Annotated in this window: 21 protein-coding genes; 11 read left to right on the top strand and 10 right to left on the bottom strand. The window is 70.5% G+C overall.

The window, feature by feature from the left end; translation table 11 throughout:
* The first annotated feature begins 124 nt into the window (after window positions 1-124).
* Window positions 125-4,354 (top strand): bifunctional nitrate reductase/sulfite reductase flavoprotein subunit alpha, encoded by a 4,230-nt coding sequence (locus tag DY245_RS24615; protein ID WP_128509408.1) that lies wholly within the window; start codon window positions 125-127, stop codon window positions 4,352-4,354.
* Window positions 4,355-4,552: 198 nt separating this feature from the next.
* Here the strand turns inward: DY245_RS24615 and DY245_RS47595 are convergent, their stop codons facing one another.
* Window positions 4,553-4,684, bottom strand: coding sequence for a hypothetical protein (locus DY245_RS47595; protein ID WP_280524998.1), 132 nt, complete (start codon window positions 4,682-4,684; stop codon window positions 4,553-4,555).
* Between the two features lie 98 nt (window positions 4,685-4,782).
* On the opposite strand from DY245_RS47595, the gene DY245_RS24605 reads away from it, so the two are divergent.
* From DY245_RS24605 to DY245_RS44625, 3 genes are all read left to right on the top strand, one after another.
* Window positions 4,783-5,022 carry a hypothetical protein gene (locus DY245_RS24605; RefSeq protein ID WP_244943233.1) on the top strand — a complete coding sequence of 80 codons (240 nt, stop codon included), beginning with the start codon at window positions 4,783-4,785 and terminating at the stop codon, window positions 5,020-5,022.
* Between the two features lie 77 nt (window positions 5,023-5,099).
* A complete protein-coding gene (locus DY245_RS24600; protein ID WP_425329439.1) occupies window positions 5,100-7,571 on the top strand; it encodes a phosphoketolase family protein in 2,472 nt (823 codons plus the stop codon).
* 21 nt (window positions 7,572-7,592) lie between these two features.
* On the top strand, window positions 7,593-7,745 hold the full coding sequence (locus DY245_RS44625; protein WP_181923849.1) for a hypothetical protein: 153 nt from the start codon (window positions 7,593-7,595) through the stop codon (window positions 7,743-7,745).
* Window positions 7,746-7,778: 33 nt separating this feature from the next.
* Here the strand turns inward: DY245_RS44625 and DY245_RS24595 are convergent, their stop codons facing one another.
* Window positions 7,779-8,438 (bottom strand): endonuclease, encoded by a 660-nt coding sequence (locus DY245_RS24595; RefSeq protein WP_128509406.1) that lies wholly within the window; start codon window positions 8,436-8,438, stop codon window positions 7,779-7,781.
* Window positions 8,439-9,807: 1,369 nt separating this feature from the next.
* On the opposite strand from DY245_RS24595, the gene DY245_RS24585 reads away from it, so the two are divergent.
* From DY245_RS24585 to DY245_RS24570, 4 genes are all read left to right on the top strand, one after another.
* Complete coding sequence (locus DY245_RS24585; RefSeq protein ID WP_128509405.1) at window positions 9,808-10,203, top strand: DUF7144 family membrane protein; 396 nt, start codon at window positions 9,808-9,810, stop codon at window positions 10,201-10,203.
* A gap of 18 nt (window positions 10,204-10,221) precedes the next feature.
* The gene (locus DY245_RS24580) at window positions 10,222-11,625 is read left to right on the top strand and encodes a DUF2252 domain-containing protein (RefSeq protein WP_128509404.1); all 1,404 of its coding nucleotides are present in this window, start codon (window positions 10,222-10,224) and stop codon (window positions 11,623-11,625) included.
* Window positions 11,626-11,780: 155 nt separating this feature from the next.
* Window positions 11,781-12,782, top strand: a complete 1,002-nt coding sequence (ku, locus tag DY245_RS24575) for a non-homologous end joining protein Ku (RefSeq protein ID WP_128509450.1) — start codon at window positions 11,781-11,783, stop codon at window positions 12,780-12,782.
* Window positions 12,783-12,887: 105 nt separating this feature from the next.
* Window positions 12,888-13,115, top strand: a complete 228-nt coding sequence (locus tag DY245_RS24570) for a DUF6458 family protein (protein ID WP_128509403.1) — start codon at window positions 12,888-12,890, stop codon at window positions 13,113-13,115.
* Between the two features lie 23 nt (window positions 13,116-13,138).
* Here DY245_RS24570 and DY245_RS24565 read toward each other — a convergent pair whose 3' ends face one another.
* A complete protein-coding gene (locus DY245_RS24565) occupies window positions 13,139-14,653 on the bottom strand; it encodes an alpha/beta hydrolase (protein ID WP_128509402.1) in 1,515 nt (504 codons plus the stop codon).
* Between the two features lie 205 nt (window positions 14,654-14,858).
* Here DY245_RS24565 and DY245_RS24560 point away from each other — a divergent pair, with 205 nt between their 5' ends.
* The 3 genes from DY245_RS24560 to DY245_RS24550 all read left to right on the top strand — a co-directional run bounded on the left by DY245_RS24560 (window position 14,859) and on the right by DY245_RS24550 (window position 17,823).
* Window positions 14,859-15,437, top strand: coding sequence for a TetR/AcrR family transcriptional regulator (locus DY245_RS24560; protein WP_128509401.1), 579 nt, complete (start codon window positions 14,859-14,861; stop codon window positions 15,435-15,437).
* A gap of 373 nt (window positions 15,438-15,810) precedes the next feature.
* Complete coding sequence (locus DY245_RS24555; protein ID WP_128509400.1) at window positions 15,811-16,848, top strand: histone H1-like repetitive region-containing protein; 1,038 nt, start codon at window positions 15,811-15,813, stop codon at window positions 16,846-16,848.
* Between the two features lie 6 nt (window positions 16,849-16,854).
* Window positions 16,855-17,823 carry an SRPBCC family protein gene (locus DY245_RS24550; RefSeq protein ID WP_128509399.1) on the top strand — a complete coding sequence of 323 codons (969 nt, stop codon included), beginning with the start codon at window positions 16,855-16,857 and terminating at the stop codon, window positions 17,821-17,823.
* 53 nt (window positions 17,824-17,876) lie between these two features.
* On the opposite strand, the gene DY245_RS24545 is transcribed toward DY245_RS24550, so the two are convergent.
* The 7 genes from DY245_RS24545 to DY245_RS24515 all read right to left on the bottom strand — a co-directional run bounded on the left by DY245_RS24545 (window position 17,877) and on the right by DY245_RS24515 (window position 21,634).
* Window positions 17,877-18,833: a TIGR03557 family F420-dependent LLM class oxidoreductase gene (locus DY245_RS24545; protein ID WP_128509449.1), complete on the bottom strand. Its 957-nt coding sequence runs from the start codon at window positions 18,831-18,833 to the stop codon at window positions 17,877-17,879.
* Between the two features lie 319 nt (window positions 18,834-19,152).
* Window positions 19,153-19,326 carry a CsbD family protein gene (locus tag DY245_RS24540; RefSeq protein ID WP_128509398.1) on the bottom strand — a complete coding sequence of 58 codons (174 nt, stop codon included), beginning with the start codon at window positions 19,324-19,326 and terminating at the stop codon, window positions 19,153-19,155.
* Window positions 19,327-19,384: 58 nt separating this feature from the next.
* Window positions 19,385-19,792, bottom strand: a complete 408-nt coding sequence (locus DY245_RS24535; RefSeq protein WP_128509397.1) for a gas vesicle protein K — start codon at window positions 19,790-19,792, stop codon at window positions 19,385-19,387.
* Complete coding sequence (locus tag DY245_RS24530) at window positions 19,782-20,027, bottom strand: gas vesicle protein (RefSeq protein WP_128509396.1); 246 nt, start codon at window positions 20,025-20,027, stop codon at window positions 19,782-19,784. Before DY245_RS24530 ends, DY245_RS24535 begins: the two co-directional genes overlap by 11 nt.
* Window positions 20,024-20,839, bottom strand: a complete 816-nt coding sequence (locus DY245_RS24525; protein WP_128509395.1) for a GvpL/GvpF family gas vesicle protein — start codon at window positions 20,837-20,839, stop codon at window positions 20,024-20,026. The genes DY245_RS24530 and DY245_RS24525 overlap by 4 nt, the downstream gene beginning before the upstream one ends.
* Entirely contained in the window at window positions 20,836-21,306 is a 471-nt protein-coding gene (locus DY245_RS24520) for a gas vesicle protein (protein ID WP_128509394.1), read from the bottom strand. The genes DY245_RS24525 and DY245_RS24520 overlap by 4 nt, the downstream gene beginning before the upstream one ends.
* A 76-nt stretch (window positions 21,307-21,382) precedes the next feature.
* Window positions 21,383-21,634 (bottom strand): gas vesicle protein GvpG, encoded by a 252-nt coding sequence (locus DY245_RS24515; protein WP_128509393.1) that lies wholly within the window; start codon window positions 21,632-21,634, stop codon window positions 21,383-21,385.
* Window positions 21,635-21,638 lie beyond the last annotated feature (4 nt).

The raw sequence follows: 21,638 nt of genomic DNA, 5'->3' as shown, positions 1-21,638 counted from the left end.
TCTCACCGGGCGCCGGGGGCGACTGTGTGGCCGTCGTAACCACGGGTGATCTCCTGGCGTGACACCCGGTTAACGGGCGATCCGTAGGGTCGGGGCGAGCATCCGACCACGAAGGGGACCGTCCGTGACCGCACCGAAACCGCTGACAGAGAGCATCACGCAGGTGCGGACGGCGTGCTCGTACTGCGGTGTCGGCTGTGGGATCGTCCTGGACGTCGCGACGGGCCCGGACGGCCGGCGTACGGTCCGCAGGGCCGCCGGTGACAAGGCGCACCCGGCGAACGGTGGCCGGCTCTGCACCAAGGGGGCGACCAGCGCCGAGCTGCTCGCCGCGCCGGGGCGGCTGTCCAGCGCCCTGGTGCGCACGGACCGCGGCGACGAGCCGGTGGCCACGGCGATGGACACGGCGATCAAGCAGACCGCGCGGCGGCTGCGCGAGATCGTCGACGAGCACGGCCCGGACGCCCTCGCGCTCTATGTGTCCGGGCAGATGACGCTGGAGGCGCAGTACCTGGCGAACAAGCTCGCCAAGGGGTTTGTGCGCACCGGGCACATCGAATCCAACTCCCGGCTGTGCATGGCGAGCGCCGGCAGCGGCTACAAGCTGTCCCTGGGCGCGGACGGCCCGCCCGGCTCGTACCAAGACTTCGAGCACGCCGAGGTGTTCCTCGTCATCGGCTCCAACATGGCCGACTGCCACCCGATCCTCTTCCTGCGGCTGATGGAACGGGTGAAGGCGGGCGCCAAGCTGATCGTGGTCGATCCGCGACGCACCGCCACCGCCGCCAAGGCGGACCTGTTCCTGCAGATCGCGCCGGGTGCGGATCTGGCGCTGATGAACGGTCTGCTGCATCTGCTGGTCGAGAACGGCCAGGTCGACACGGAGTTCATCGCCGAGCACACCGAGGGGTGGGAGGCCATGCCGGCCTTCCTCCAGGACTATCCGCCCGCGACGGTCGCGGAGCTCACCGGGATCCCGGAGGCGGACATCCGGCAGGCCGCCGAGTGGATCGGCACGGCGGGCGCGTGGATGAGCTGCTGGACCATGGGCCTGAACCAGAGCACCCACGGCACCTGGAACACCAACGCACTGATCAATCTGCATCTGGCGACCGGCGCGATCTGCCGCCCCGGCAGCGGCCCGTTCTCGCTCACCGGCCAGCCCAATGCGATGGGCGGCCGCGAGATGGGCTACATGGGGCCGGGCCTGCCCGGGCAGCGGTCGGCGCTGGTGGCCGAGGACCGTGCGTTCATCGAGGATCTGTGGGGCCTGGAGCGGGGGGCGCTGCGGGCGGACGGGGCCGGCCAGGGCACCGTCGAGATGTTCCGGCGGATGGCGGACGGGGACATCAAGGCGTGCTGGATCATCTGCACCAACCCCGTCGCCTCGGTGGCCAACCGCCGGACGGTCATCGAGGGGCTGGAGGCGGCGGACTTCGTCGTCGCGCAGGACGTCTTCGCGGAGACCGAGACCAATGCGTACGCCGATGTGGTGCTGCCGGCCGCCATGTGGGCGGAGTCCGAGGGTGTGATGGTCAACTCGGAGCGCAATCTGACGCTGGTGCGGCAGGCCGCCGACCCGCCGGGCGAGGCCTGGCCGGACTGGCGGATCATCGCGCGGATCGCCTGCGAGATGGGGTACGAGGAGGCCTTCGGCTACCGGAGCGCGGAGGAGATATTCGAGGAGATCAAGCGCGCGTGGAACCCGCAGACGGGGTATGACCTGCGCGGGGTGTCGTACGAGCGGCTGCGGCGCACTCCCGTGCAGTGGCCCAGCGCCGCCGCCGACGGGCCGGACCGCAATCCGGTGCGCTACCTCAACGACGGCGTCAGCCAGGAGCTGGACGAGCGGGCGGACGGCAGCCGGCCCCGGCTGTCCTTCCCCACCGCCACCGGCCGGGCCGTGTTCTTCGCCCGGCCGCATCTGCCCGCGGCCGAGATGCCCGACGACGACTTCCCGTTCGTCCTGAACACCGGCCGGCTCCAGCACCAGTGGCACACCCTGACCAAGACCGGCAAGGTCGCCAAGCTGAACAGGCTCAACCCCGGCCCGTTCGTCGAGCTCCATCCGCAGGACGCGGCGGCGCTGGGCATCGGGGAGGGGGACGCGGTGGAGGTCGCCTCACGTCGCGGCCGGGCGGTGCTGCCCGCCGTGGTGACCGACCGGGTGCGCCCGGGGAACTGCTTTGCGCCGTTCCACTGGAACGATCTGTTCGGCGAGTACCTCAGCGTCAACGCGGTGACCCATGACGCGGTCGATCCGGTCTCCTTCCAGCCCGGGTTCAAGGTGTGTGCGGTGTCGCTGGCCAGGGTCGCGGGCGATGTCGGACATCCGCAGGGCGGGGCGGGTACGGCGCGCGGTGGCGGTGCGGCGGAGCACGGTGACGGCCACGGGCCGGGGGGCCGCGGTGCGCTGGCGGTGCTGGCCGAGGTGTTCCGGGTCGACGATCCGGCGCCGCCGGTGCTGGCCGAGCACGAGCGCCGCTACCTGTCCGGCTTTCTCGCCGGGCTCCGCTCCGCACCCGCCGTCGGCACGCCCGTACTGCCGGCTCAGGCGCCGTTCACTGCGGAGAGTGCGCTGTGGGTCAACGGGGTGCTGGCCGGGATGTTCTCGCGCGCTCCGGGCACCTCGCCGACGACGGCGGACCCGGCGGACGGGCCCGCCGAGGCGGCCGGCGCCACGCCCACCCGTGCGCTCATCGTGCTGTGGGCCTCACAGACCGGCAACGCCGAGGAGATCGCCGCCGACGCGGCCCGGCGGCTGAAGGGCAGCGGGCGGGAGACGACGCTGCTGAGCATGGACGACAGCGCGCCGGCCACGCTGCCGCGCGGCGCCGATCTGCTCATCGTCACCAGCACCTTCGGCGACGGCGACGCCCCCGACAACGGATCGGGCTTCTGGGAGACCCTGAACGCGCCGGACACTCCGCGGCTGGACGGGATGCGCTACTCCGTGCTCGCGCTGGGCGACTCCTCGTACGACGATTTCTGTGGCCACGGCCGGCGGCTCGACGCACGCCTCGCCGAGCTGGGCGCGGTGCGGCTGGTGCCCCGTACCGACTGCGAGCCGGACTACGAGCAGCCCGCGGGGCAGTGGCTCGATCAGGTGCTCACGGCCCTGGCGGACGGCGCGGAGCCGGGCGGCGGGGCGGAGGACGACACCGCCGTGGATCCGCGCACCGCCGCACCGGGCACCGCTTCGGCCCCCGCCCCGGCCGCCGCCCGCCCCTCCAAGGCCGCGCCCGCCCTCGCCCGGCTCGTCGGCAACGAGCTGCTGAGCCGCCCCGGTGCCACCAAGGAGGTGCGCCGGTTCACCTTCGACACCCGTGACGGCGACGGCACACCGCTGGACTACGAGGTGGGCGACGCGCTCGGCGTACAGCCGCAGAACTGCCCCGAGTTGGTCGCGGAGTGGCTGGCCATCGCCGGGCTCGACCCCGCCGCCGCCGTGGACCTCACCGGCCTCGGCGCCCTGCCGCTCGGCGAGGCCCTGCACCGCCATCTGGACATCACCACGATCACCCCGGGTCTCCTCCGGCTGGTCGCCGAACGCACCGGCGACCGGGTCCTCAAGAAGCTGCTACGGCCGGACAACAAGGGCGAGTTCGCGCAGTGGGCCTGGGGCCGGCAGGCCGTCGATGTGATCGCCGAACACCCGGTCCGGGCGGCCGCGGCGGAGTGGGCCGCCGTGCTCACCCGGCTGCAACCCCGGCTGTACTCCATATCGTCGAGCCCGCTGACCGACCCCGGGCTGATCCGTCTGACGGTCTCCGTCGTCCGCTACGACAACCACCGCGGCCACCCGCGCAAGGGCGTCGCCTCGGCCTTTCTGGCCGATGCCGAGCCGGGGAGCCCGGTGCCGGTCTTCGTCCGGCGCACCGCCCACTTCCGGCCGCCGGCCGACCCGGTCACCCCGATGGTGATGGTGGGCCCCGGTACCGGCGTCGCGCCCTTCGTCGGCTTCCTCGACGAGCGGCGCGCCCGCGGCCACCGCGCCCCCAACTGGCTCTTCTTCGGCGAACAGCGCCGCGCCACGGACTTCTACTACGAGGACGCACTCGACGGGCTGCGCCGCGACGGGCTGCTCACCCGTCTGGACACCGCCTTCTCCCGTGATCAGCGCGCCAAGGTCTATGTCCAGGACCGGATGCGCGAGCACGGCGCCCATCTGTGGGCCTGGCTCCAGGACGGTGCCCATTTCTATGTGTGCGGTGACGCCTCCCGGATGGCCAAGGATGTCGACCGTGCGCTGCGCGATATCGCCGTCGCGCACGGCGGCCTCACGGAGGACGCGGCGGCCGGCTACGTCAAGCAGCTCGCGGCCGAGAAGCGCTATGTCCGCGATGTGTACTGAGCTTCGTCTCCTGCCCGCCGTCTCAGGCGGGGACCGGGCGGAGCATCACCAACGAGCCTTCGTGGTAAGGCTGTTCGTGCAGTGAACCGAACTGCTTGTCCCAGCCGCCGCTGTCGAGGTCGCGCCTGGTGCACGCTGAAGGGCGTCATGGCGGCGTCGAACGAGTCGTCGACGAAGGGGAGTTGTTCGGCGACGGCGTCAACGGCGCGCGAGCGCCTGGCGGATCCGGGCGGCGATCCGGTCATCGGGCTTGCGGTGGTCGGCATATCCCTGGCCCACGGAGCCGTAGTCGACGTCTCCGGCGCTGCCGTCCGGTGTGCGTCCATGCATGGCATGAACGTAGCGCTGTACGAACGCGCTTTTGGGTTTTTTTCTTGAACGGGCCGACCACGGGCATTGGACGCACGATGGAGAGGAAGGAGAGCGCCATGACCGCGATAACCGCTGACACCATGACCGCCGACGCCATGACCACGGACGCCGTGACCGCGTGCGCCATGACCACGGAACGCGAGCCCAAGGGACCGGGCCCCGTGCCGAGCGATCCCCGTCCGGTGCCGCGTGACCCGGTTCCGGCCGAACCGGAACCGGACGAGCCGGGCCCGAACCCCACGGAGCCGCCCGGTGCGGAGCCGGGCGAGCACCCGGCCCCCGAGCCGCCCGACTGAGCCGGCCGACCCCGGTTGCACGCACAGCGTCACGACAGCAAGGTGTATTGCGTGGTGCACGCCACCCTGGTGAGGAGATGAGCATGCACGACGCGCAAACGTCGGCAGAGGCAGGAACGACGGGGGCAGGAACGGCAGAGGCAGGCGCGCCGGGGCCGCTCGGCGCCGCCGAGTTATCTGCGCTCGACGCCCACTGGCGGGCCGCCAACTATCTGGCCGTGGGGCAGATCTATCTGATGGCCAATCCGCTGCTGACGGCGCCGCTGAGCCCCGAGCACATCAAGCCGCGGCTGCTGGGCCACTGGGGCACCTCGCCCGGCCTGAACCTGGTGCACACCCACCTCAACCGCGTCATCAAGGCCCGCGAGCTGGACGCGCTGTGCGTATGGGGCCCCGGGCACGGCGGCCCCGCCGTGGTGGCCAACTCCTGGCTGGACGGCACGTACTCCGAGACGTACCCCGACGTCACCCGGGACGGCGAAGGCATGGCCCGGCTGTTCAGGCAGTTCTCGTTCCCCGGCGGGGTGCCCAGCCATGTCTCCCCCGAGACGCCGGGCTCGATCCACGAGGGCGGTGAGCTGGGCTACTCCCTCACCCATGCCTACGGCGCGGCGTTCGACAATCCGGAGCTGCTGGTCGCCTGCGTGATCGGCGACGGCGAGGCGGAGACCGGGCCGCTCGCCGCGTCCTGGCACGCCACGAAGTTCCTCGACCCGGTGCACGACGGCGCCGTGCTGCCGATCCTGCACCTCAACGGCTACAAGATCGCCAATCCGACGGTGCTCGCCCGCATCCCGCAGGACGAGCTGGACGACCTGCTGCGCGGCTACGGCCATGATCCGGTCCATGTCACCGGCGACGACCCCATGGCGGTGCACCAGGCGATGGCCGCCGCGATGGACCACTGCCTGGACACGATCGACGGGATCCGGCGCCGGGCCCGTACCGAGGGCGCGACGGAGCGCCCCCGCTGGCCCATGATCGTGCTGCGTACCCCCAAGGGCTGGACCGGTCCGCACGAGGTCGACGGGCAGCCCGTCGAGGGCACCTGGCGCTCCCACCAGGTCCCGCTGGCCGGGGTGCGCGAGAACGCCGGGCATCTGCGGCAGCTGGAGGCCTGGCTGCGCTCGTACCGGCCGGACGAGCTGTTCGACGCCGAGGGCCGGCCGCGCCCGGAGGTGCTCGCCTGCGTGCCCGCGGGAACGCGCCGGCTGGGCGCCTCACCGCACGCCAATGGCGGTCTGCTGCTGCGGGAGCTGCCGATCCCGCCACTGGAGGGGCATGCGGTGGAGGTCGACAAGCGCGGCACCGTGCTGCACGAGCCGACCCGGGTGCTGGGCGGTCTGCTGAAAGCGGTCATGGAGGCCACCGCACAGCGCCGCGACTTCCGGGTCGTGGGCCCCGACGAGACCGAGTCGAACCGGCTGGGGGCGCTCTACGGCGCCACCGGCAAGGCCTGGCAGGCCGCCACGCTCGACACCGACGAGCATCTCGCGCGGGGCGGCCGGGTCATGGAGGTGCTCTCGGAGCATCTGTGCCAGGGGTGGCTGGAGGGCTATCTCCTCACCGGCCGGCACGGGCTCTTCTCCAGCTACGAGGCGTTCGCGCACATCGTCGACTCCATGGTCAACCAGCACGTCAAATGGCTGCGGACCGCCCGTCGGCTGCCCTGGCGGCGCCCGATCGCCTCGCTGAACTATCTGCTCACCTCACACGTCTGGCGGCAGGACCACAACGGCTTCTCCCACCAGGACCCCGGCTTCGTCGACCACATCCTCAACAAGAGCCCCGAGGTCGTCCGGGTCTATCTGCCGCCGGACGCCAACACCCTGCTCTCGGTGGCCGAGCATGCGCTGCGCAGCCGCGACTACGTCAATGTGATCGTGGCCGGCAAACAGCCGAGCTTCGACTGGCTGACCCTGGACGAGGCCCGCGCGCACTGCGCACGCGGCGCCGGCGCCTGGGAGTGGGCGGGCACCGAGGACGGCGACGTCCCCCAGGCCCTCGGCTCCGGTCGAGCACGGGAGACCCGGTCCCCTGACGTCGTGCTCGCCTGCGCGGGGGACGTCCCCACACAGGAGACGCTGGCCGCCGCGGGTCTGCTGCGCGAGCATCTGCCGGAGCTGGCGGTGCGGGTGGTCAATGTCGTCGACATGGCCCGGCTGCTGCCGGCCGGGGTACACCCGCACGGCATGCCGGACTCCGAGTACGACGCGCTGTTCACGCCCGACAAGCCGGTCATCTTCGCGTACCACGGCTACCCATGGCTGATCCACCGGCTCTGCTACAACCGCGCGGGCCACCAGAATCTGCATGTCCGCGGCTACAAGGAGGAGGGCACCACCACCACGCCCTTCGACATGGTCGTCCGCAACGATCTCGACCGGTACCGGCTGGTGATGGATGTGGTGGACCGGGTGCCGGGGCTCGGGGTGCGCGCCCTCGCGCTGCGGCAGGCCATGGCGGACGTCCGTACCCGCCACCACGCCTGGATCCGGGAGCACGGCACCGATCTGCCCGAGGTCGCCGACTGGACCTGGCCGGGCTGACCCGGGCGCGAACTCCCCCGGGTGGGCGGGCTGTTCGGGACCGACGCACTGGCGCCCGCCGGACTGCCGCCGTTCGGCACCGCACTGGGCAAGGCGGTCACCGAGGAGGCGGTGGGCGACCATGTCGCCTGGTTCCTGGCGGGTGTCACCTTGCTGGCGGCGCTGGTCATGTGACGGTCGCGGCCGCGGCCCGTGCCGGCCGTCGGATCAGGCCCGCGACCCCTCAAGTACGTCGTCGACAACACTCCGGTCCAGCGCCGCGCGCACCAGCCCCGAGGCGAACGCCGCCATCTCGTCCGTCCCGACCAGCCGCGCCAGCTTCCCGCTCTCCCCCGGCAGGCCCAGCCGCTCCGCCCCCTGGACGGCCTTGGCATCGAGAAACGGGGCGAATTCGGTCCATACGCCCTGCACCTCGCGCAGAAAGATGGCGGAGCCCGCGGGCCCGAGGCCCGGCAGCCCCTGCAGTGCGCCGCGCAGCGCACCGAGGTCGCCGTCGGCCGCCTCCCGCATCCGCCGCAGGTCACCGCCGTACGTGGCGAGCAGCAGCGCGGCGCCGTCCCCGAGCTGGGTGGAGGTGCGCTCGTCGTAGCGGCGGTAACCGCCCTCCCCGAGCGCGTCGACCCGCTGTTGCCAGGTCGCGTCCGCCATCCGCCGCGGCGTGCGCATTCCCGCGTCGAACAGGGCACGCGCCGACGCCACGGCCACGGACGCGCGAATACGCGCACTGAGCAGACAGGACAGCACCAGCAGCTGATAGAGCGGCTGCGGGGTGTTGCCCACCCGGATCCCGCTCTGTGCCGCGTAGGTTTCGCCGTGACGGTCCAGCAGCGTCCGCGCAATGGCCCGCTGCCCGTCGCGGGGGCTCATGGCGCGAGCCCGTACGGGCGAATGCGGTCGCAGAAAGAATGTCCGGCCACGCCCTGCCCTCCGTCGTTCCGTGCGCTCTTCCGCTTTCAGCGTCCCCGGTCCGCCGAGCAGGAAACAGCCGCTGCTCCGTGGGGCGCAATGCCGCCGCGCCGGTCACCGCAGCCCGTCGGGCCGCCTGCGCGCGCTGCGCAGTGAGCGCCCGCGGGTCGGCACCCCGGACCACGGCTTGGACCGCGCCTGCTCCACCACTGCCGCCTACCCCTCAATGACCAGCCCTGAGCGGTGAGTTCAGGGCCGCTGAGCAATCCGACGAGCAGCCCGACGAGCTGCCGGGCGGCCTCCCCGTACGGCCCTGAAGTCGGAGCCCGGCGGACCCGGATCGCACACCAGCCGGTCCGGATGGCCGGGCCGGCTGACTCGGCGACAGCCGGCGGTGCGGGCGTACGGCAGTTGCGCCGCCGCGCCGGTACGGCCGCCTGCCCGCCCGTCCTCCCAGCTGTCGCCGAGTCAGCCGGGCCGTCGCAGAGTGAGTACGGACGTACACCGAGGATCCGTGCGGATGGTGCCGCATGGCCGGCACAGGAATGGCAAGGAGACCCACATGCCACAAGGAGCGAGCGCCCCNCGCCGAGTCAGCCGGGCCGTCGCAGAGTGAGTACGGACGTACACCGAGGATCCGTGCGGATGGTGCCGCATGGCCGGCACAGGAATGGCAAGGAGACCCACATGCCACAAGGAGCGAGCGCCCCGCACGAGCGCCACCGGGACCCGGTGCCTCCCACTCCGGGTCCGGGCCCCGGGCCACCCGGACCCACGCCAGGCCCGGGGCCCGGCCCGGTCCCCGCCCCTGGACCCGATCGGGTGCCCCCGCCGGTGCCGCGTCCTGAGCCGGACCCGCTCCCGCCGAACCCTGCGCCGCCGACGCCCGGACCGCAGCCGGGACCGGCGCCCGATCCGGTCCCTCTGCCCGGCACCACATGGCGGGCCTGACAGCCGCGTCCTGTCGCGCCGGCCCAGCCCTGGCGCCACGTCGCACCGGGCCCGGGCGACCGGGAGCCCCGTCCGCAGCACATCGCGTTCGCCACCGACGCCACCGTCGCCGCCGTCCGCCTCATACGCGCCACCGGCGCGGGCCCGCTGCCCCTCTCCGACAACTCGTACCTCCAACGCACCGGCGGATACCGCGGGTACGGCGCGCCCGGAACGCCACCGTCCGTCTCGCCGCCCCGCACACGGCCGAACACCGGGTGTGCCAGGCCTCCGCACGTCCCTGACATGCGGATGACCGGTGCCTGTGGAAGCGTGGAGACAGGGCATGACCACCGTCGGTTCCCGCCGGTGGCCAGGTTTCTCAAGTGAGGAGTGACCCATGGCCGCTCAGAAACAGAGCGTCGGCGGGTGGACCGCATTCGCCGGAGTCCTGATGATCTTCGGTGGCGCGATGACCCTTCTGGAGGGCATCTCCGCCATCGCCAAGGACAACGTCTTCGTCACGACGCGGAACTACGTGTTCTCCTTCAACCTCACCGGCTGGGGATGGATCCATCTGATCCTGGGCATCGTCATCCTCGTCGCGGGCATCGCACTGCTTGCCAGCGGCGCGATGTGGGCGCGGGTGATCGGCGTCGTCCTCGCGGGTCTCGGAGCACTGGCGAACTTCCTGTGGATCCCCTACTACCCGTTCTGGGCCATCGTGCTGATCGCCATCAACGTCTTCATCATCTGGGCGCTGTGTGCGGGAGACAAACACCACTCCATGGCCTGAGCCCATGGGACCGCGGCCATGACCTCCGGACCACCGGCATCGGCCACCGCACGGGAACGTGCGGAACAGGGCAGGGCACTTCGCACCGAGGTGCCCCGCTCCAGTCATGCGGACTTCAGCCCCGCGGCCGACCGGGCCGACCCGGTGGACATCCTTGAGCGGCAATCGGCGCTCCGGGTACCGGAGTTGGTGCCCATTCGGTACGGCCGGATGCTGGAGTCGCCGTTCCGCTTCTACCGCGGCGCCGCCGCCATCATGGCGGCGGACCTGGCCACCACCCCGGCCACCGGGCTGACGACCCAGCTGTGCGGGGACGCCCATCTGCTCAACTTCCGGCTGCTGGCCTCCCCCGAGCGCCATCTGATGTTCGATCTCAACGACTTCGACGAGACCCTGCCGGGACCGTGGGAGTGGGACATCAAACGGCTGGCGGCCAGCCTTGCCATCGCCGGGCGCGGGAACGGCTTCGACACGACGGTGCGGGCCGGCATCATCGGGGCCGCCTGCGCGTCGTACCGCACCCGGATGCGCCGGTACGCGGACATGCGCACCCTGGAGGTCTGGTACGCCCATGACGATATGGCCGACATCGAGGCCGAGGAGGCGCAGGAGCTGGGCAGCAGGGGCCGTGCCCAGCTGGCCCGCACCATGGCGGAAGCCCGTACGCGCGACGCCGTGCAGGCGTTCCGCAAACTCACCCGGGTGATCGGCGGTCAGGTACGGATCGCCCCCGATCCGCCGCTGATCGTGCCGCTGGGCGATCTGCTGCCGGACGTCGAGCGCGATCTGCTCACGGACGAGATCCGCGAACTGATCACGAGCTACGCCCGCACTCTGCGGTCGGACCATCGCAGCCTGCTGGAGCAGTACCGGGTGGTCGACACGGCACGCAAGGTCGTCGGGGTCGGCAGCGTGGGCACCCGCTGCTGGATCGTGCTGCTGCTCGGCAAGGACACCGACGACCCGCTGCTGCTCCAGGCCAAGGAGGCCGATGAGTCGGTGCTCGCCCCGTACGCCGGACCGGGGCGCCACACCAACCAGGGTGAACGGGTGGTGTCCGGCCAGCGGTTGATGCAGGCGGCGGGCGACATCTTCCTCGGCTGGGAGCGGACCACCGGCATCGACGGGCGCCAACGGGACTTCTACGTCCGGCAGTTGCGCGACTGGAAGGGCATCATGAAGACCGAGCTCATGGTGCCGGTGGGGCTGCGGCGGTTCGCCGTGCGCTGCGGGGCCACGCTGGCCCGTGCGCACGCCAGATCCGGCGACCGCATCGCGATCGGCGCGTACCTCGGCAAGGGGCCGGCCTTCGACGAGGCGCTGGTGCGGTTCGCGGAGCTGTACGCGGACCAGAACGAACGCGATCATCAGGCGCTGGCGGAGGCGGTCCGCGAGGGGCGGGTCACGGCCGCGGCCGCCTGAGCGGTGGGGGGCTGAGCGGCGAGGGGGTTTAGCGGCTGGGAGCCTGGGCGGCGAGGGGCCGCCACCCGATCGGCACACCTCGGTACGGCCCGGGATGTACGGTGTACCCGCCCCGCCTAGCATGGAGCCGAATGGCACCGATGAAGGCGGCCCCCATGCGCCCCACGGCGAAGTTCTCCATCAGCTTCGGCCTGGTCACGATCCCGGTCGCCGCGTACAACGCCACGGACAGTTCCGCGTCGGTCAGCTTTGTGCGGATCCATTCGCGGGACGGCGGACGGGTACGCAATCAGCCCGTGTGCTCGCTGGAAGGCGCCGAGGTCCCCCCGGACGAGATCGGCCGCGGCTACAAACCCGGCGACGGCGACCTGGTCGTACCGCTGAGTGACGAGGATCTGGACGCGCTGCCGCTGCCGACCGCGAAGACGCTGACCATCCTGGCCTTCGTCGCCGGCGGGGACATCGACCCACTGCAGATGGGCAAGGGCTACTACCTGGGCGTCGACAGCCCCGCCGCGGTCAAGCCCTATGTGCTGCTGCGCGAGGCGATGGAGCGGCACCAGCGCGTCGGACTCGGCAAGATCGCGCTGCACGGGCGGGAGACGCTGGCCATGATCCGCCCGATGGAGGGCGCCCTCGTCATGCAGGTGCTGCTCTGGCCGCACCAGATCCGCCCGATGGACGGGGTGCTGCCCGAGCGGCAGGTGGACGTCGCCGCCAACGAGGTGGCCGCCGCCGAGGCGCTGATGGACTCCTTCGGCGAGCTGTCACAGGACGATGTGCACGACCACTACCGCGAGGCGCTGGAAGAGATCGTGGCGGCGAAGCTGGCGCATCGTGAGCCGGAATTCGAGGCCGGCGAGGAGCAGCCCGCCGGCCAGGTGATGGACCTGATGGCGGCCCTGCAGGACAGCGTGCGCGCCGCCAAGAGGTCCCGCGGCGAGGACGAGGACACCGAGCACGTCGCGGACACCGCCCGGTCCGGCCGCTCCGCGAAGAAGAGCGCGGCGAAGCAGGCAACGGGGAAGGAGGCAACGGGGAAGAAGACGGCCGCTCAGCAGACCACCGCCGCGAAGTCCACCGCCAAGAAGACAGCCGCCGAGAAAACGGCCGCGGCGAAGAAGACCGCGAGCAGGAGCGGGCGCCGGGCCGGCTGAACCTCCGCCCGCGCACCACGTAGCGCACCCGGACATAGGGCGTCTGCGTATGGGTACGCGTCCTTCAACACGCCCTACTGTCAAGACAGTTATGGAGGCTGACACATGGGTATCGGCGGGTGCATCGGTCTGCTCGCAGTGGGGGCCATCCTCACCTTCGCGGTGGACTGGCACATGGCCGGAGTCAATCTCGACCTCGTGGGCGTCATCATGATGATCGTCGGCATCATCGGCCTGGCGACGTATGTGAGCATTCTGAAGCGGCGGCGCACCCAGCCACCGTCCCCCGGTGCTCCCGTCGTCGACATCGAGGACACTCGTTACTACAAGTAGCTCCCGACATGCGCGCTCCCGGCTCAGCCGCAGGAGGTATGGGGCTTCGGCATGATGCCGTGCAGCAGGAAGCCGTCGACATACCGCTGTACGCAGGTGTCGCCGGTGGTGTAGGCGGCGTGCCCCTCACCCCGGAAGGTCAGCACGATGCTGGAGTTGTCCAGCGCACGGGCCATGTTGAGGGCGCCCGCGTACGGAGTCGCCGGATCGTTGGTGGTCGCGACGAGCAGTACGGGCGGTGCGTCGGGCGCCGCGACATCGCGGGAGGTGTCGTCGCCCGGAATCGGCCAGCCGTCGCAGTCCAGCAGGGTCGGGGCGATGTCCGGACCGAAGAGCGGGGAGGCCCGGGTGAGTTCCCGCTGCGCCCGGGCGTAGTCGCCGGCGCCGTAGCGTTCGGAGGTGTCCCGGCAGGAGATCGCGCGCAGGGCCAACTGGTCCTGCGGCGGCAGCTCGTCCTGCCCGATGTGGCGCACCGGGGCCCGTCCTGCGCTGCTGCCGCCGCTGTCGCTCAGGCGCAGGATCCCGGCCCCGTCGCCGCGCCGCAGCTGCGCCAGCGCCTGGCGCAGCGCCGGCCAGTCGCTCCTCCTGTACAGGGCCTCCCGCAGCGCATACACATACGTCGTCTCGTCGACCGTCTCCCCCTTCACCTTCATCGGCGCATCACTCAACTGCTTGTACCAATGGCGCAGTTGGTCCTCTGCACGGTTTGCGTCGGTGCCCAGCGGGCAGCCGGCGTCATGGGTGCAGTCGGCGGCGAAGTCGTCCAGTGCCCGCTGGAAGCCGCGGGCCTGGGCGAGAGCGGTCTGCCAGGTGTTCCTGGTCGGGTCCTCGACGCTGTCCAGGACCATCCGGCCGACCTTGTCGGGGAATTCATGGGCGTAGACCGCGCCGAGTTTGGTGCCGTAGGAGAACCCCAGGTAGTTGAGCTTGTCGTCGCGGACCGCGGCACGCAGTACGTCCATGTCCCGGGCGACATTGGGGGTGCCGATCCACGGCAGCAGCCCACCGGAGTACCGGCCGCAGGCCTCGTTGATGCGCTTCTCCTTCGCGGCGAGGCTGTCGTCGGCGGCGTTGCCGGGGGGCGGCGCGAGCTTGCTGCCGCAGGAGACGGGTTCGGTGTGGCCGGTGCCGCGCGGGTCAAAGCTGACGATGTCGTACTGCTGCCCCAGACGGGCGAAGGCAGTGCCGCTGTCGATCAGATAGTTGACGCCGGAAGCACCCGGCCCTCCGGGATTGAGCACCAGCGAACCGAGCCGTTTGCCGGGCCCGGTCGCCTTCAGCCGGATCAGCTGGACCAGCATGGTGCTCCGCCCGGGATGGGCGTAGTCACGCGGCACCTCCAGCCGGGCGCACTCCAGCCGCTCCGCATAGCCGGGCGGCTGCGTGGTTCCCTGGCTCTGCGCGCCCTTCTTCACGTCGTGCCCGCACGACTCCCAGGAGAGTTGCTGCTGGTAGAAGCGCGTCAGATCCGGGCCATCGGCGGTGCCCACGGCCGGAGTTCCGGCGAAGCCACCGGTCAGCGCGACGACCGCCGCCACGGCCAGCAGCCGGACGGACGCCGTGCGCCGGCGAACACACCGCGCTCCCCCTACTCCCACACGAGACGGTGCACGGCGTGTTCCCGGCATATTCCGAGCCTAGGGCCGTTGCCCACCTTCCGCACACCTGCCGCCGCGCAGCTGCCGCGAGGGAGGGGCCATTCGCGATGTATACGTCGTAAACATCGATGTGTACGATGTAGACATGGTGGAGCGGAAAACGGCGGACCGTATCGCCGCCGCGGCACTCGACATCCTGGTCGGCGAAGGCCCGGAAGCGGTGAGCATGCGGCGGGTGGCGGAGGCCGTCGGGGTGACACCTATGGCGATCTACCGCCACTACCCCAATCGTGAGGTGTTGCTGCGCGCGGTGGCCGCGGACAGCCTTCAGGAACTGGGCGCGCAATGGGCCGCACGCCAGGACCCCGACCCGGTGACCAGGATCTATGGACTCCTCACCGATTTCCTCGACTTCGCCCTCGGCCGGCCGAACCTCCATCTGTTCCTGATGGCCGAACGACGCGAGCGGGCCCCACACTTCCCCGAAGACTTGCACTCCGGGGAAACCCTGGCATGCGGTGTGGTCGTGACGGCGGTCGAACAGGGCATGCACGAAGGCACACTCAAACCCGACGACCCGCTTGAGGTCGCACTGGCCCTCACCGCCCCTGCTCAAGGACTTGTCCAGCTCTATCTCGGCGGCCGTATCGCCATGCCCGAAAGCGAATTCCGCGCACTGTGCAGGCGGACGACGGAGCGAATCCTCCACGGCATTACGGCATAGGCCTCGGCTTGGAGCTCGGCATGGACCTCGGCGCAGGCCCTACCGACCTGGCTCGGCTCGCTGCCGGTACCGCTTCCAGCACCGCTTCCAGCACCAAATGCAGGCGCCGGAACGGCCGTTGCCGCGGCATTCCTCGCCTTCGGTTCCCGACGGCCGCTCGCTCCTGATGCATCGGCGGCCGATCTCTATGGCCTACGCAGCGGCACCGGTTGCATTCCCAGGGTGCTGACAGCGACTACCCAGCGCAATCCAACCGGCGCGGCGCGAAGTGGAATCCCTACTTCGGCTCGCTCGGGATGCGCAGGTCTGCACACGGATCACTCTGGAGATATGGCGCCGATCGGCAGCATGCCCACGAAAAGGTGACGCACCCATGAACGAATCCAAGTTTCTGCTCGCCGCCGCCCTGGCCGGTGGCTATGTCCTGGGCCGCACGAAGAAGGCCCGGTTCGCTCTCACGGTGGCGTCCTACCTCGCCGGGCGCCAATTCGGGCTTGAGCCACGCCAGCTCTTGGCGGAGGGGGTCCGCAGACTCAGGGAGATCCCCCAGGTCGCGGAGCTGGGCGAACAGCTGCGGGGAGAAGTCATGGATGCCGGGCGGCAGGCCGTCAAGTCCGCCGCCAACCGTCAGCTGACCACGTTCGCCGATTCGCTCCATGAGCGCACCCTCCGCCTCGAAAGCGGCGAGCAGGAACCGGAAGAGGAGGAGGAAGAGGAAGAGGAGGGATACGAGGGCGAGGAGGGCGAAGAGCCGGCGGAGGAATACGAGGAGGAAGAGGAGCCCGAGGAGGAGCCCGAGGAGGAGTACGAGGAGGGCGAGTACGAGGAGGGCGAAGAAGAGCCCGAAGAAGAGCCCGAAGAAGAGCCCGAAGAAGAGCCTGAGGAGGAGCCCGAAGGCGAGGAAGAAGAAGAGGAAGAAGAGGAAGAGGAGCCGGCAGAAGAGCCCGAGGAGCGGCCCCGCCGCCGTGGCAAGAAGTCCGCCGGGAAGAAGGCCGCACCCAGCCGGCCGGCCGCGAAGAAGGCTGCGCCCGCCAAGAAGGCCGCTGCGAAGAAGGCGCCGGCCAAGAAGGCTCCGGCCAAGAAGGCTCCGGCCAAGAAGGCTCCGGCGAAGAAGACCGCGGAGAAGCGGACCACCAAGAAGGCCGCGGCCAAGAAGGCGGCCCCCGCCAAGAAAGCCGCCGCCAAGAAGGCCCCCGCCAAGAAGGCCCCCGCGAAGAAGGCCACCACGAAGAAGACCACGGCAAAGAAGACCACGGCGAAGAAGACCGCCGCCAAGAAGGCTCCTGCCAAGAAGACCGCCGCACAGAAGAAGGCAGCCCCGGCTGCGAAGAAGACCGCCAAAAAGACGGCACAGAAGACTTCCCAACAGACCGCCAAGAAGACATCAGCGCGCGGCAAGAGCCGGAGGTAACCGGTTATGGCCAAGACGGGACAGGACAACGCGGACTCGGGGCTCGATCGACTGAAGGACGAGCTCGGGGGCTTTGTGACGGCGTGGGCGGGGAATCTGGCCGAACGGGCCGGCGACAAGCTGATGGATGTGACGGGCCAGCTCACCGACGTCGCCCAGAGCGGCGGTTCGCTGTCCAAGATCGGGGCCAACCTCCTCGGGGGCGACTCCCCCCTCAAGGCCGTGATCAGCGGAAAGGCGCAGGACGTCAAGGACAAGATTGTGGGCAAGGCCAAGGAGGTCCTCGGAGGCGGTAAAGGACGCAAGTCGGGAGACCAGAAGGTCACCAACATCATCGAGGTCCTCGATGTCGGAGTGCCGTTGCGTACCGCCTATGACCACTGGACGCGGTACGAGAAGTTCAACACCTTCACCAAGGGCGTCCGCAGTGTGTCGCAGAGCGATGAGACGACCAGTGACTGGAAGGCCAAGGTCGGCCCGTCGACCCGCGGCTGGAAAGCCACCGTCCAGGAGCAGGTGCCGGACGAACGCATCGTCTGGACGTCCGAGGGCGCCAAGGGATCGACCCGGGGTGCCGTCAGTTTCCATGAACTCGGCCCCAACCTGACCCGCATCGTGCTGGTCGTCGAGTACTACGCCTCGGGGTTCTTCGAGAAGACCGGAAATCTGTGGCGCGTGCAGGGGCGGCGGCTGCGGCTGGACTTCAAGCACTTCCAGCGCTACGTCACGCTCACCGACGAGGAGCCTGACGGCTGGCGCGGTGAAGTGCGCGACGGCGAGGTCGTACGGACCCATGAAGAGGCCGTCGAGGAGGAAGAGGCCGAGGCCGAAGGCTACGACGAGGACGAGGAGTACGAGGAGGAGGACGGCGAGGCCGAGGAGGACGGCGAGGCCGAGGACGAGGACTGGGAAGAGGCCGACGAAGAAGCCGGCGAAGAAGAGGAAGACGAAGAGGCCGAGGACGAGGAGGAGTGATCGTGCGACGCCCGGCGACGGCCTCGTGCGGTGTCACTGCGGTAGCCGGGGTGTCACTGCGGTAGCTGGGGAAGCACTTTGGTGCGGTAGAAGTCGAAGAAGCCCCGCGGGCCGTGCCCGATCTGATGGACGCAGACGGTATCGAAGCCCGCCTTGGTGTACGCGGTGATCGCGGCGAGATGCGCTTCCACATCGTCTCCGCAGAGCACGCTCTCCGCGACGCGATCGGGGCTGATCAGTTCGGCGGCCTGCTCGAAGTGGCGGGGTGTGGGGAGGATCTGCGGCAGCTCGCCGGGCAGCTGTTCGGTGGCCCAGAGCCGGTGTGCGGTCCGTAGCGCCTCCTCGCGGTCGCTGGACCAGCACACCTTCAGTCCGCCCATGGCCGGCTTCGAACCGCCGCCGCTGCGCCGGAACCGCTCCACGGCCTCGGCGTCGGGCTCCATGGTGAGGAAGCCGTCCCCGACGCGTCCGGCCAGCTCGGTCGCGGCCGGACCGAAGCCGGATACGTCGATGGGCACCGGCTCGTCGGGAAGGGTGTACAGGCGCGCGTTCTCGACCGCGTAGTGCTTGCCGTGGTGGCTCACCTCGTCGCCCGCGAAGAGCTGGCGCATCACCTGAACGGCCTCTTCCAGCATCTCCAGTCGCACCGCCGCCCGCGGCCAGGGATCACCCAGGACGTGTTCGTTCAGCGCCTCGCCGGTTCCCACCCCGAGCCGGAAGCGGCCCTGGGTCTGGACGGCGGCGGTGGCGGCCGCCTGGGCGGTGACGGCGGGGTGGAGCCGCATGATCGGGCAGGTCACCGCGGTCTCGATGGGCAGCGAGGTGGCCTCGGACAGTGCGCCGATCACCGACCATACGAAGGGGCTCTGGCCCTGTGCGTCGTTCCACGGGTGGAAGTGGTCGGAGATCCACAGCGAGGTGAATCCGGCCTGCTCGGCCATCCGTGCCTGCTCGACGAGCGCGGCCGGGCCGTGCTCCTCGCAGGACAGGAAGTAGCCGTACTCAGCCATTGATCCTCCACGTGTGTGCCGGGGGTCGGCGGCGCTACCGCTGCGGCTCTCCTCGTCCGGGCAGGCGCCGGGCTGAGCTGTCGTGGTGCGCAGGGCCTCTTCGACCGTACGGATCCTCGCCGCGCTCCGCACCCGGAGCGCGGGGCCGGTCCGCGACGTCCGCCGGCGGTGCCGGTGGGCGAGCCAACGGGGCGGTACTCGTGAGTCGGCATCGGTGGTCACGATCCAGGCCCGGTCGGCGGGCGGCACGAGCAGCCGCATCGCAAGGGCGGCCCCCGTCGTCGCGGGGAGTGCGGCGGCGGGGGCCGGGCGGTGGCGGTCAGTGCCTGAGCGTGTCCTTGCCCCGTTCCACTGCCTGCTTCACCTTGCCCTTGGCCTTCTCCATCTTTCCCTTCTTCTCCAGGCTTTCGTTGCCGAGGGCCTTCCCGGTGGTTTCCTTCGCCTTTCCTTCGGCTATGTCGCCGATGTTCTTGCTCTTCTTTCTGATGCCCATGTCGTGCTCCTTCAGGGCCTTCGGCCGAGCAAGCGGGGTTCGGCCGGTCGGCCGGCTGTCATTCGGACGGTGGCAGCAACGTCCCGAGAGGTCCGAGATCGAGATTGAGGTCTTGCATGGAAAGGTCGTATCGGGCACAGAGCTCCACCATGCGCTCGTGCAGAATCATGAGTGTGGCGCCCAGCCGCTCCTCCTGTTCCTCGGTGAGATCTCCGACGTCGACCCGGTGCAGCGCCTGGCGTTCCATGAGCTGTCGCAGCAGTTCGACGAGGGTGAGAACGAGCTTGATCAGGTCCCGTTCCACCGTGTCGGGGTTGGTGGTGACCCGGTGTGTGCCGCTCCCCGCCGCCGTGCCGCGCGGCGGCTGGAGGTCCTGCGGTGCCGCGGGCAGCAGCCGGAAGGCGCGGCCGGCCGCTTCGGCGACGTCGTCGAAGCGGTCGGCGGGCCTTGGGACTTCACCTGTCATGACCGTCTCCCAGGGGTGTGACGGCAGGCCACGGGGAGAGGTTCTGTTCGCTGATGGAGACGATCAGCGCGTTCAGCGAGACGCGTACGAGGTCGATATCGGCGATCGACAGCACGATGTCACCGGTGAGGACCACACCTCCGCTCAGCAGCCGGTCCAGCAGGTCGATCAGCGCGATCTGCCGGTCCGGCAGCGGCTCTTCCGCCGTGGCCGGCGGCCCGCCCGCCGCCCTCACGGCGCGGCCCTCTTCAATGGTTCGGCTTCGGCGGGGGTGGCGAACGAGTAGGGGGCCCAGGGCCCGGTGACCTCGACGCGTACCCCGGGAAATCCCTCGGCCGCCCGCAGCACGTCGGTGCGGAACCGTTCGGCGTGCTCCAGCGGTACGAGGTAGGCGTCGTTGACGACGTTCTCCCCCGGCCCGCGGGCGAGTTCGCCCTGCTGCGTCCGGTGCTGGACCCGGTCGACCGCCACACCGCGGGCCGCGTCCTCGACGTGCCGGGCCGCCTGTTCGGCTTCGCGGTAGGCGTCCTCGCGGGCATGGCGCTGCGCTCTGCGGTGGCTGAGGTAGGCGCGTCCGGGGCTCAGGTCCGGCTCCGCGGACGGCTCCGCCGGACTCTCGTCGGCCGCGGGCGCCTCGACGTAGATCTTGACGCCCCACTCCACATGCGCGGCCAGCTCGGACAGCCGGTCGGCGAACGCCTCCAGACGGACGTCGAGCATCTGCCGCACCCGTTCGTCGTCGAGGTAGACGGTGGCCAGGCGGAGCGGCAGGACGGTGGTGCGCGCGGCCAGCGCCTCGATCACCCGGTGATGGGCGCGGGCGACCGACTCCAGCCAGTCCAGGTCTTCGAGGTGTGCGCGCAGTGCGTCCTCCTGGAAGTCCTGCTCGGGCACCGGGCTGACCGCGACGACCACGTCACCGCGGTGTCCGGTGCGCACCAGATGCACCGGCGCATCCGCCACGCCGGGGAGCCCGGACAGCTCCTCCTCCAGCGATCCGTCGGCGTCCCGCGCCACGGCGTAGGCGTAGCTGATGGCCTCGGTCATGACTCGTCCCGCTTCTTGCCGCGGGGGCTCGACTCGGCCCGTTTGGTGCGTGAGGTACGCGAGGGACGCCGGGTGGCGGCCGGGCGGCTCTCCTCGTCCTCGTCCTCGTCCTCGGCGGGGGGCAGTTCACCGCCCTCGCGCAGGGCCTCGATCTCGGCGCGCAGCCGCTTGTTCTCCTCGGCGAGCGAGTGGTAGCCGCCGTTGGCGGCGCGGGACGACAGTGCGGGGTCGTGCTCCCACCAGTCGATGCCCATCTCCTTGGCCTTGTCCACCGACGCCACCAGCAGCCGCAGCTTGATGGTGAGCAGTTCGATGTCGAGGAGGTTGATCTGGATATCGCCCGCGATGACGATGCCCTTGTCCAGGACCCGCTCCAGTATGTCGGCGAGATTGGCCGATGAGCCCTGGCCGTACTGGGCGGACCTGGACGGGAGTTCGCCAAGTCTCCTGGCAACGGGTTCCGACACGGCCACTACCTCGATTCCCTGGTAACCCGGCGTCCGGACGGGAGCGCGGGACGCCCTCCGGAGTCAGCTGTCGCGATCAGGTGTCGGTGCCCTGCTCATGGGCCCTGATCTCGTCCAGCCGGTCCAGCAGTTCGTCCTCGCGCCGGTCGAAGGTTTCCTCGTCGATGTCTCCCGCCAGGAGCGCTCGCTCCAGCTCGGCGAGTTCCCGCTCGACGGGTTCGGTGTCGTAGTACTCGTTCTCCGCGGCCTCCATCACGCGCTCCATGACCCAGGCCACGCCGCGCACCGGCGCCAGCGGAAAGGTGCCGAGCTGAGTCAGCAGGCCCATGACG

The sequence above is a fragment of the Streptomyces inhibens genome (assembly GCF_003389455.1).
Lineage (GTDB): Bacteria > Actinomycetota > Actinomycetes > Streptomycetales > Streptomycetaceae > Streptomyces > Streptomyces inhibens.
The sequence above is the reverse complement of the archived record's forward strand: the minus strand, read 5'-3'. Positions and strand labels throughout refer to the sequence as shown.